The organism is Pseudomonadota bacterium (assembly GCA_011049115.1).
Lineage (GTDB): Bacteria > Desulfobacterota > Anaeroferrophillalia > Anaeroferrophillales > Tharpellaceae > DSCM01.
In genome coordinates, this window is sequence record DSCM01000093.1 from 1 (window position 1) to 10,849 (window position 10,849).

A 10,849-nucleotide genomic window follows, 5' to 3' on the forward strand; every position below is an offset into this window, starting at 1 on the left:
ACATTACCAATAAGCAAACTTAAAATTTAACCATGAACATCAGTGCTTAACTTTATCTTGCAATCAGGGTGATCAATTTTCGATAATCACAACTGGTCAAATTTCGGTTGTCATAACTAAATGGAAGGCTTTTATAAAAAGCTTGGGTTTGGAGCTATGAAAACAGGAATGGCTATGTTCACAACTCCACAAGCAATGGAAAAATTCACTGAATAAGTTGCCGAACCAATAAGGATTGAGCCGCCCCAAACCGCGCTTAGCTTCAAGACGTGGGGATGACTGGCGGGCCGGACTCAATCCATTGTTCAATAAGCCCGAGCTTATTATAGGGCGATGATTGGCCGGGACGACAACCCGGCGCTGTCGACAATATGCGAAATAAAGCCCTTGACGAAACCCGGGATTAAAGATATTTTGTACAAAGACTGCCACAGTAATCCCGTCACCGGGCTAAACCATCAGACACAGCAAGGAGAACTATATGAAAAAAATCCTGTTTTTCGCAGCCTTGACGGCCATGACTTTTTTCACCTTTTCCGGAACCCTGCTGGCCGACGACCAGCTGCTGACCGACGCGCGCAGCTATTTCAAGGTAATTCCCGACAACCCGCCGGAGCTGAAAGGCAATCCGGCCACCCCGGCCAAACTGGAACTCGGCAGAATGCTTTATTTTGAGCCCCGTTTGTCCAGCAGCGCCCTGATCAGCTGTAATACCTGTCATAATGTCGGACTGGGCGGAGCCGATTACCAGGAAACCTCGACCGGTCACGGCTGGCGCAGAGGACCTCGCAATGCCCCGACCGTCTTGAACTCGGTTTACAATGTCGCCCAATTCTGGGACGGTCGGGCTCAGGATCTGGCCGAGCAGGCCAAGGGCCCGGTCCAGGCCGGAGTCGAAATGAACAACACCCCGGCCATGGTCCTCAAGACCCTGAACAGCATGCCCGAATATGTCGAGTTGTTCAAAAAAGCCTTTCCCGGCGAAGCCGATCCGGTGACCTTTGACAATATGGCCAAGGCCATTGAAGTTTTTGAAGCGACCCTGATTACCCCCGATTCCCGTTTCGACCAATTTCTCAAAGGAAATCTGAAAGCTCTCGACGACAGTGAGAAAAAAGGCCTTCGAGCCTTTATCAACAATGGCTGCGCCGATTGCCACAGTGGCATCAACATGGGCGGGGACGACTATTACAGCTTCGGCGTCATCAATGCTCCGGCCGAAAGAATTATCGCCGGCGACAAGGGCCGCTATCAGGTAACCAAGGCTGTGAGCGATGAATTCGTCTTCAAATCACCCTCGCTGCGCAATATCGAGCTGACCGCACCCTATTTTCACTCCGGCAAGGTCTGGGGCCTGAAAGCCGCGGTGGTCGTCATGAGTTCGGCCCAGCTGGAAAGCGTGCTCCCCCAGGAAGAGCTGGATAACGTCGTCGCTTTTCTCAAGGCAACCACCGGCAAGCAGCCGCTGATTGAACACCCGATCCTGCCCAAGCCCACGGAAAAAACCCCGCAACCGATGCTGGACTAGTCAGAACCTCTTATCTGAAACGCAAAAGGGCGCGAATAAACTTCGCGCCCTTTTGTTTGGCCTCCGCGCCAAGCTCAGGCTGCGCGCCTACAAAGCCATCACTTCCAGACCCAGCTTTTCCGAAACCTGCCGCGCCGGCCGGGCTCCGGTCAGAACCGCGATGCCCGCCGCTTCCGGCTTCAGATACAAAGCCGCGACCCGACGCAGATCGTCAAGCCCGACCGCCAAAACCCGACGGCGATACTCCCGCAGGAATTCGGGGCTGCGCCCAAACAATTCATCATAAAAAGCCTTTTTCGCCCGGCCGGCCGGCGAACCCGGCTTATCGATCTGGCTGACCACGCCCAGAATCGCCTCCTCCACGTTGCGCAGCTCATGTTTTCCTTCCTGCAACCATTGCAGGGAGGCTTCGAAATCGTCCAGGGTCTCCAGAAGACGGGGATCACGATAGGAATAAAAGCGAAAAGCCGCGCTTAAAGAATCATGCCCGGCACCGCCGCCGTAAGCGCCGCCTTCTTCCCGAATCGCACGATGCAGATAACCGTTGCGCAAAAAACCGCCCAGCACCGCCAGCGGCGCCGCGTCGGGATGAGCGATGGGCACGGTCGGATAGGCTTTGGCGCAGAAATTAACCTTGGTATCGATGGTCCAGACCTGACGGACCCGGAAAGGCTTCAGCGGCAAGCTAAAATCGACAAAATCCCGGCCGGCCGCAGCAAACCCGCACCAGCCCTCCTGCAACTCGCGCACCAGGGAAGCTTCGCGCTCCGCCTCCCCCACCAGCAGAAATTGCGGGGCCGCCTGCAGCAACTGCCGATGCAGAGCCGCCAGGCGCTCGGCGAATCGCGTCAGCGCCGCCCCATCCCGGCTGAGCTCACGAAAAAGTTGTTTGAGCTGGACCAGGCCCGCCAGCCCATGCACCCGGTGATTCAAAGCCGCGACCGGACTACAACCGGCGGACGCGGCCTGCATGGCCAGCAGGTGACCGGAAGCCGTTACCTGCTGTTCCTGATGAGCCAGGTTCTGGGCCATGATATCGCGAAGATGATCAAGTTCGTCAAAACGGGCGGCGGCCATGGTTTGGCACAAAAGTTCAGTCAGGCAGGCATGATTGCGCCGCAAAGCCTTACCGGAAAGCACAAAAAAGCCCCTGACCCGGGCATTGTCATCAATCTCGGCCCGCACCTTGTAATGAGCGCCGATCCCGCCGCTGACCCGGGCCTGCCAGGCCTGAGTCTGCCGGTAATCAAACACACCGCAGCCCAGTTCGGTCAGACAGGCGCAGAAATCCGGCAACAGATCCAGCATTTCATCACTGAGCTTCGGCAACGCAAAAACCGCCTGCTGATAGACCAGGCCATTGGTCCCTTCGGCAAAGCAGGTCAGGGGTAACTTTGCGGCCACCCTTTGCCCCTCGGGAATCGGCAATTTTTCGGGAACATCGGCCAGCCCCACCCGCGGCAAAATTTCCGGATCATCCACGCTCTGCTGCCGGGCCGCCAGGGCGGCAGCCCGTTTTACCAGTCCCTGACGCCGGATCTCATCCATGGCCCGCAGGCGGGCCGCCAGGCGCGCCTGCAAGGCCGCTTCCCGGCGACCGGCCAATTCGGGGTCGGGAACCATGGTCAAGCGCAGACGATGCGGATTGCCCAGCAGAAAACGCTGTAAAAGCCCGGACAGATAACCGGGATTTCCGATCTTTTGCCGCAATTCCACCAGCACGGGATCGATATTGAGACGTTCGACGACGTCACCCCCATGCACCACCGCCGGAAAAGCCGACAGCAGCAGCTGCAAACCATAGGGGTAGCCATCGCCGCCGATCTCCCGGCGCTGCAATTCAAGCTGATGGAGCACGGCTTCGATCTGCTCCAGAGGCACCCCTTCGCGGGCCACCCGTTCCAGAGTGCTCATGATCAGTTCTTCAACCAGCGGACCGGATTTTGCGCCGCAGCCTTCCAGCCCACAGCAGAAAACCAACTCCTTATGATCATCATCAAGGCCGCAGAGCGGCGACGGCGCCCGGCCCAGATCGCTCGATTCCAGCGCGTCCAGCAGCGGCGATGAGCTGTTGTCCAAAAGGACCGCGGCCAGCAGATGGGCTTCGATCAATGAGAAAAAATCACCCTCCACCGGCAAAAGCCAGGCCATCAGAACATGGCTGCGGTCATCCGCCTCGTCCTTTCCGGAACTTTCACACGGAAAACTCTCACGGACCACCAGGGGCGCCTTGAGACGTTTTTCAGGCGCAACCCGAAAAGGGGCCCCGGGCTCGGCCTTGAACTCCCGCAAGGCCTTCTCCTCGAAAACTTCCTGCAGCTGGGCGGCGGGCAGGTCGCCGAAGGTCAGAAAAAAGGCGTTGCTCGGATGATAATTACGGCGATGAAACTCAAGCAGCCGGGCATGCGTCAGGCAGGGAATCACCTCGGGATCCCCTCCGCTGTTAAACCGATAGGTCGAGGTCGGAAAGAGATGTTGCGCGACCCCCTGCCAGAGAAAACTTACCGGGCTGGCCATGGCCCCCTGCATTTCATTATAAACCACGCCTTTAATCTGCAAGGGAGAATGGGCATCGGCCGGATCGACAAATTCAAGTCGGTGCCCTTCCTGCGCGAAATCAAGCTCGGCGAGCCGGGGAAAGAACACCGCGTCGAGATAGACCTCAAGCAGATTGAAATAATCCTTACGATTCTGACTGGCAAAGGGATAGGCCGTCCAGTCGCTACTGGTAAAGGCATTCATGAAGGTATTGAGAGAACGCCGCAGCATCATGAAAAAGGGATCGCGCACCGGAAAACGCCGGCTGCCGCAGAGCACCGTATGTTCAAGAATATGAGCCACTCCGGTTGAATCATGCGGAGCCGTGCGAAAACCGACCAGGAAAACATTTTCAGGGTTGTCAGCCGCCAGATGGTAATGTTCGGCCCCGGTCACCTTGTGAACAAACGACTGCACCGTCAGATGCAAAGCGTCTACCGGCCGTTCCTCGCGCAGGATGAAAGTTGAAGCGGCCGTCATTGCGCCCCCGCCGCCGCCGCCGGGGCCTCATGATTGCGAACAGCTCCGGGAACAGCTTCCGTTTCTTCCTGCAGGCGCTCTATAAATTTAACCAGCTGCTGGCCGGCCTTGGTCTCGGGCGCGGACTTCTGGGCCAGCACGAGTTTCTCCAGCCCGCCGCGTTTGTCGCCTTTGCCTTTGATCAGGACCCCAGCCTGAAAAAGATAGACCTGCTGCAACAGGGAAGGAACCATTGCGGCGGAAAGCGCCAGCTGATCGAGATCAGCCACGGCCCGATCAAAATCCTTGTCCTGATTGAGCCGACCTTCGATCTCGTTAAGTTTTCGGGGGAGCTCATACTTGGGGCGCAGCCCGGCCCGACCGTCGCCATCGAGACTGATGATTTCATCCGCGAGGCTCTGGTAGCCGCTGCGGCTGCCGTTTTGCACCAGCAAGGCCACTGCCTGGTCAAGCTTTTCCGCCTTCGCCACTCCGGTCAAAGCGGCGGCCTCGGACTGCAGCTGCAAAGACCGGCGAAAATTTTCCACAAAACCCTCCAGCAGGGCGAGGTAGGCTTCCGGGCCGCCGGGCTGATACCCGGTCCGGGCGAACTCGACCCCGGCCGCGTCGGCCAGGATAATCGAAGGAAAGCCACTGATTTCATAGGTCTTCGACAAGGCCTGATTCTGCTGCGTAAGTTTTTCACCGAGCTGACTCTGCTGAGGAAAATCAAGTTTCACGAGAACAAAATTTTTGGCGCTTTCCTTTAAAAAAATATCCTGGCTGAACACCTCCTGATCCAGTTTTTTACACCAGCTGCACCAGTCGGAACCGGTAAAATCGATCAGCAGAAACTTGTTTTCCTTTCCGGCCAGCTCCCGAGCCCCGGCAAAGTCGCTCAGCCAGACTTCCTGCGCCGCCCCCGCCACGCTGCCTGCAAGACAAAGAATCAACCCCAAAAACCAGATTATCGGTTTTATTTTAAACATGAACACAGCCTCTCCAATATTTAAAATTCAAAAGAAATCAAGCGCCTCGCAATTAAATCGATCATGATTTTCGAACAAAAGGTCCTGCTTTACTGGTTTGAACTGTTTCTGTCAATTATTTTATCAGGCAACGGCAAACCCGAAGACCACGGCTCACGCCGGTTCAGACCAGAGCTCGACCAGCTGAAAACGCTCCACATCAACCAAACCACGATCCGTCAATTTCAAGGCCGGAATCACCGGCAGCGCCAGAAACGAGATGGTCATGAAAGGATCGTGCTCGGCTCCCAGAAAAGCCGCCTGCGCCTGTAATTTCTTCAGGGCCGCAGCTGTGGTTTCGGCCTTTTCGACACTCATCAGACCGGCCACCGGCAAAGGCAGGCGGCCAAGCACCCTGCCGTTTGCGACCACGGCCAGTCCGCCTCCCATGGCCTTGACCGTTTGCGCCGCCAGCAGCATGTCGGCATCACTGACCCCGGCCACGATCAGATTATGAGCGTCATGCGCGACGGTTCCGGCCAGAGCGCCGCGCCGCAGCCCCAGGCCCTGCACAAAGCCGAGTCCGATGCGGCCGCTGCCGTGGTGGCGTTCCAGAACCGCCAGTTTGGCCAGGTCGCGTTCCGGGTCGGCAACCGCCAGGCCCTCCTCAAGCTTGGCGTCAAGAATTAATTTACGGGTCACCAATTGGCCCGGAATCATGCCGATAACCAGCAGGCCGCGACCTCGAACCGGAATCGCAAAACTTTTTTCCGACAATGCGGGCAGCAAAACCGTATTGCCCGGCAACGCTTGCAGAGGCGAACGAAAATCCGCTTCCCGCTGCAAGCGTCCAGCCAGAAAAACCCGGTCGATGACAAAGCCGGCCAGATCATCCAGCAGAATCGCGTCGGCCCGGTAACCCGGAGCCACCGCCCCACGTTTTTTTAAACCGAAATAACGAGCCGGATTAATGGTCGCCATCTGAATGGCCGTCAGCGGATCCAGTCCCCCGGCAATCGCTTTGCGAATGGAGTAATCCAGATGTCCTTTATCCAGCAGGTCACCGACATGACGATCATCGGAAACCAGGGAACAGTTGGCTTGGTTATGGCGGTTGATCAGAGGAATGAGATCGTCCAGATTATGTTCACGCGACCCCTCTCTGAGCATCAGATGCATTCCGGCGCGCAGTTTTTCCCTGGCTTCGCTCAGGGTCGTCGCCTCATGATCGCTGCCCGGCCCGGCCAGGATATAGGCGTTCAGGTCGAAACCGGAGAGCTGCGGAGCATGTCCGTCGATAATCCGCCCCGCGCAAGCCCTGATTTTGGCCATGGTTTCAGGCTCCCGCTTAAGCACCCCCGGAAAATTCATGACCTCGGCCAGACCGAGCAGGCGTTCAGGATATTTTTGCAACAACTCCGTCACGGCGACCGCGTCCAACCGGTCCCCGGCGGTCTCCATAGTGGTGGACGGCACGCAGGCAGGAACCATGAAAAAGAAAGAGACCGGCAATCCGGCGGTCGCGGCCAGCATAAATTCGACCCCGTCCACCCCCATCACGTTAGCAATCTCGTGCGGGTCGGCAACCACGGCCGCCGTCCCGTGCGCCGCCACCAGACGGGCAAACTCGGCCGGCAGAATCTGGCTTGATTCGATATGAATATGGCCCTCGATCAGGCCGGGAACCAGATACCGGCCGCCGCAATCGATCTGCTCACGGGCCGGGTAATCACCCAGTCCTAAAAAGATACCATCGGCGATCGCGACCGAGGTCGCGTGAATCTCCCCGGACAAGACATTGACCAGGCGCAGATTGCGCAGCAGAAGATCTGCCGGCATCCGGCCCCGGGCGAGTTCAAGATAATAATCAATCTTTTTCATAGAAGATTACGCTTTGCTGAACTGCCGCTCGGCGGCCGACCATGCGCAATAAGGATAAAGAACCAGCTGAGAATTATAGTAACGCAGTTCCGCGGAAACTTCGGCGCCGAGCCAGGGCGGCCGGGGAAAATCCTGCTCAACCGTCTCCAGCTCGATTTCGGCGACCACCAACCCCTGATTCGCGCCCGAAAAAACATCGATTTCCCAAGTAAAACCGCCATACTCGACATGATAACGCCGTTTTTCGATCACCGGCGATCGACAAAGACCGGCCAGCATTTCCTCGGCCTCGGCTAGCGGCAGCGGATATTCATATTCGTGCCGCACGGTTCCCGGAGTGCTGCTCTTGATATTGAGCCAGGCTCGGCAACCGCCGATTCGAACCCGAATCGAGTTCTTTTCGTTATGGCTGAGATAACCCTGACGCAACCCCACTCCGACATCGGCTTGCAGCCGCCAGCTCTCATCTTGCAACAGAAATTTTCGTTCAATCTCAAGCGCCATCGATGCTTCCCCTTCTTCTCGGTCACCCGAGATTTCCAGCCGCCCGCTTCCCGGCCAAACCCGACGGAAAATCTAATGCGGGAGCGAGCTCCGCAACCCAAAGGGCCCTTACGGCCCGCAAATAAGTGCTCTTATCAGAACATTTTCTTGTTTTTGTGGTTGAAAAAATTGTTGAAAAAAACAAGAAAATGTTCTGTAAGGTTCTAAACGCCGTGATTATACGAGCGTCGCTAGCGCAACAACTGCCGGACGGCGGCGCGGGCTTCAGCGATGATTTCTTTTTCCCCCGGCACCCGCCGCTGGTGCATCAGCACCCGGCCGGCGACGATCGTGGTATCGACCACGGCGCCGGAGGCCGAATAAACCAGATCCGAGATCAAGTTGTGGCCGGGCGCCATTTCCGGTCTTTCCCTGTCGATGAGCAACAGATCCGCCGGCCGGCCGACGCCGATTTCCCCGCCCCGCAGACCAAAAATCGCGGCCCCGGCGGCGGTCGCCATGCGCCAGACCGCGGAAGCCGGCTGCACGGTCGGGTCATGAACGGCGAACTTCTGCAACAGGGCCGAAATCTTCATCGTCTCGAACATATCCAGATTATTGTTGCTGGCGCAGCCGTCGGTCCCCAAGCCAACCAGGACACCATGTTCGACAAAATGACGATAGGCGAAGGTTTTGCCGACGGCAAGCTTCATATTGGACGTCGGGTTATTGATAACCCGGACCTGGTTTTTTTCCAGCAAGGCGATCTCATCGCGATCCAGCCAGACCGCATGAGCCGCCACCAGACGCTCACTTAACAGCCCCAGCTGCGCCAGATAGGATACCGGCCGGCAGCCGAAAGCGGTCAGGGAATTCTTAACCTCCGGCTCGGTTTCGGAAAGATGCAGATGGATCATCAGATCATGTTCGGCCGCGAAATCCCGCACCCATTCGAGCCCGGCCCGCGAAACCGTGTAGATCGCGTGCGGGCCGAGAACAAACTGAAGCCGGTCGGAAAAATCGCGGCTCGCCTGATAGAGGTCGCGATTGACGGCAATCTGCTCAGCCAGTCTGCCGGGGTCATTGAGATCGATAATCACCGCGCTCAACGCCGCCCGCAGGCCCATTTCCTCCACCGCACGGGCGGTACCGTGAAAATGCCAATACATATCATTAAAAAAAACCGTGCCGCTTTTAATCATCTCCAGACAGGCCAGCCGCGTCCCATGATAGACCAGCTCTTCGGTCAGTTTTTCTTCCAGGGGCCAGATTTTGGTCGTCAACCAGCTTTGTAATTCCATGTCATCGGCGTAACCGCGCATCAGGGACATGGCGGCATGGGTATGCCCGTTGTAAAGCCCGGGAACCACGGTCAGACCACCACCTTCCAAAACCTCATCCGCACTGAAATCCGCCGGCGACGGCGCAATCTTCTGAATCAGGCCGGCGGCGATCAGAAGATCGACGGTTTCACCTTCAAATACCACCTGCCGCAGCAGTAAACTCATACAAGACTCCTTTGCAATTGCCCGATGGCGACCGGCAGCAGGCGGGCCAAAAGCTGCGCGTTCCGCCGCTGTTCTTTTTCAATGTCCTTAAAATCAACTACCTGCGCACAGATTCCGTTGGCATAATTGTCAATCACGCAAAGCGAGGCGTAGGGCAACCCCAGTTCACAAGCCAGGGTGGCTTCACTGGCCATGGTCATGCCGACCAGGCTGCCCCAGCCCGCCAGTACTCGAACCTCGGCCCGGGTTTCAAAGCGGGGTCCGGTTGTCTGAATGTAAACGCCGCCGTCAACCACCGCCACCTCCAGCTCCGCAGCCGCCGCCAGCAAAGCCCGGCGCACCGTCTGCGAAAGCCCCGGCGTGGCAAAGACCAGTTCTTCGTCATGAAAGGTTTTGATCGCCCAGGGATTAAAATAGTCGTCCGGCACCAGCAGGGTCCCGGGCTCCAGTTCACGTCGCAGACTGCCGGTTGAATTGACCGCCACAATATAATCGGCCCCCCAGTCGTGCAGGGCCTTGAGATTGGCATGATGATTGATTCGATGCGGCGGGCGCGGCGGTTCTCCGTGCCTCTGCAGAAACAAAAGCTCCGCGCCGCAGGTCACTTTGACCTTGCCGTAAATTGTAGCCAGGTGGCATGCCTCAAGCCCCTGAAAAAGTTCCAGGGCGAACAGGCCGCTGCCGCCGATTACCGCGATTTTCTTATTCATCCACCGCCTCTTTTCCCGTCTGCCCCACTTTCATTTTCAATCGCACCTGCTTGCCTTGCCGTTTTGCAAAAGCAACGGTTTTCGTCGGGAGCCGCCCGGCGGGCGGCAGGACAATACCGACAAGGCAAGGATCATGGCCACCCATCTACAAACCTTCAACCACATATTCAAGCGAACGTTTCCGGGGGCCGGAAGGACGGCTGCGCAGCGGGTAACCCAGAGGAATCACTGCCATGAACTCCCCCTCTTTTTCCCCGAGAAAAGCGAGAATCTCGTTCTTGATCAGAAAAAGAACCCCGAGCCAGACACTGCCCAGACCCAGGGAAGTCGCGGCCAGCAGAAGATTTTCCATAGCCGCCGCCGAACTCTGAATTTCCATGGTGCGAAAGAAGTCGGCGGCAAGTCCGGGCTCGATCTTAAAAAGCTCCCGGCCGTGCGCGATCAGGGCGCCGGTATTCATCGCGGCCACCACCACCGCGGCGCTGCCGATACTGCGGGCCGCCATTCTTAAAATCGAGGACAAAGGTTTGGGAAAATCCGCCGCCCGGGCGGTGACCAGGCGAGCGAGCTGCTGCTTCCTCTCGTCCCGGACAATGATAAATTTCCAGGACTGCTGATTGTGAGCGGAAGGTGCCTGGTTGGCGGCATCCAACACCATTCGAATCAGGGCATCGGCAACGGGACGCTCCTCGAACTGACGAATACTGCGACGCTGATAAATCACCCGTAAGGTTTCATTGAACGCGAGATCATCGATCATACATTTACCTCTAC

Annotated in this window: 8 protein-coding genes; 1 reads left to right on the forward strand and 7 read right to left on the reverse strand. The window is 57.3% G+C overall.

Features of this window, described 5'->3' with window-relative positions:
* Positions 1-481 precede the first annotated feature (481 nt).
* Positions 482-1,528, forward strand: a complete 1,047-nt coding sequence (locus tag ENN66_07975; protein ID HDS16528.1) for a cytochrome-c peroxidase — start codon at positions 482-484, stop codon at positions 1,526-1,528.
* An 87-nt stretch (positions 1,529-1,615) separates the two neighbouring features.
* Here the strand turns inward: ENN66_07975 and ENN66_07980 are convergent, their stop codons facing one another.
* The 7 genes from ENN66_07980 to ENN66_08010 all read right to left on the reverse strand — a co-directional run bounded on the left by ENN66_07980 (position 1,616) and on the right by ENN66_08010 (position 10,835).
* Positions 1,616-4,546 carry a peptidase M16 gene (locus tag ENN66_07980; GenBank protein ID HDS16529.1) on the reverse strand — a complete coding sequence of 977 codons (2,931 nt, stop codon included), beginning with the start codon at positions 4,544-4,546 and terminating at the stop codon, positions 1,616-1,618.
* Positions 4,543-5,514 (reverse strand): thioredoxin family protein, encoded by a 972-nt coding sequence (locus tag ENN66_07985; GenBank protein ID HDS16530.1) that lies wholly within the window; start codon positions 5,512-5,514, stop codon positions 4,543-4,545. Before ENN66_07985 ends, ENN66_07980 begins: the two co-directional genes overlap by 4 nt.
* 153 nt (positions 5,515-5,667) lie before the next feature.
* A complete protein-coding gene (gene ade / locus ENN66_07990; protein ID HDS16531.1) occupies positions 5,668-7,374 on the reverse strand; it encodes an adenine deaminase in 1,707 nt (568 codons plus the stop codon).
* 6 nt (positions 7,375-7,380) lie between these two features.
* Positions 7,381-7,878, reverse strand: a complete 498-nt coding sequence (locus ENN66_07995) for a CYTH domain-containing protein (GenBank protein HDS16532.1) — start codon at positions 7,876-7,878, stop codon at positions 7,381-7,383.
* A 230-nt stretch (positions 7,879-8,108) separates the two neighbouring features.
* Positions 8,109-9,365 (reverse strand): amidohydrolase, encoded by a 1,257-nt coding sequence (locus ENN66_08000; protein HDS16533.1) that lies wholly within the window; start codon positions 9,363-9,365, stop codon positions 8,109-8,111.
* A complete protein-coding gene (locus ENN66_08005) occupies positions 9,362-10,075 on the reverse strand; it encodes a 6-oxopurine nucleoside phosphorylase (GenBank protein HDS16534.1) in 714 nt (237 codons plus the stop codon). The genes ENN66_08000 and ENN66_08005 overlap by 4 nt, the downstream gene beginning before the upstream one ends.
* A 145-nt stretch (positions 10,076-10,220) precedes the next feature.
* Positions 10,221-10,835, reverse strand: coding sequence for a nitroreductase family protein (locus tag ENN66_08010; protein HDS16535.1), 615 nt, complete (start codon positions 10,833-10,835; stop codon positions 10,221-10,223).
* Positions 10,836-10,849: the final 14 nt, after the last annotated feature.

Excerpts from the sequence above, each read along its gene's own strand:
- ENN66_07975 (HDS16528.1), top strand. The coding sequence starts at position 482 with ATGAAAAAAATCCTGTTTTTCGCAGCCTTGACGGCCATGACTTTTTTC.
- ENN66_07980 (HDS16529.1), bottom strand. The coding sequence starts at position 4,546 with ATGACGGCCGCTTCAACTTTCATCCTGCGCGAGGAACGGCCGGTAGAC.
- ENN66_07985 (HDS16530.1), bottom strand. The coding sequence starts at position 5,514 with ATGTTTAAAATAAAACCGATAATCTGGTTTTTGGGGTTGATTCTTTGT.
- ade (HDS16531.1), bottom strand. The coding sequence starts at position 7,374 with ATGAAAAAGATTGATTATTATCTTGAACTCGCCCGGGGCCGGATGCCG.
- ENN66_07995 (HDS16532.1), bottom strand. The coding sequence starts at position 7,878 with ATGGCGCTTGAGATTGAACGAAAATTTCTGTTGCAAGATGAGAGCTGG.
- ENN66_08000 (HDS16533.1), bottom strand. The coding sequence starts at position 9,365 with ATGAGTTTACTGCTGCGGCAGGTGGTATTTGAAGGTGAAACCGTCGAT.
- ENN66_08005 (HDS16534.1), bottom strand. The coding sequence starts at position 10,075 with ATGAATAAGAAAATCGCGGTAATCGGCGGCAGCGGCCTGTTCGCCCTG.
- ENN66_08010 (HDS16535.1), bottom strand. The coding sequence starts at position 10,835 with ATGATCGATGATCTCGCGTTCAATGAAACCTTACGGGTGATTTATCAG.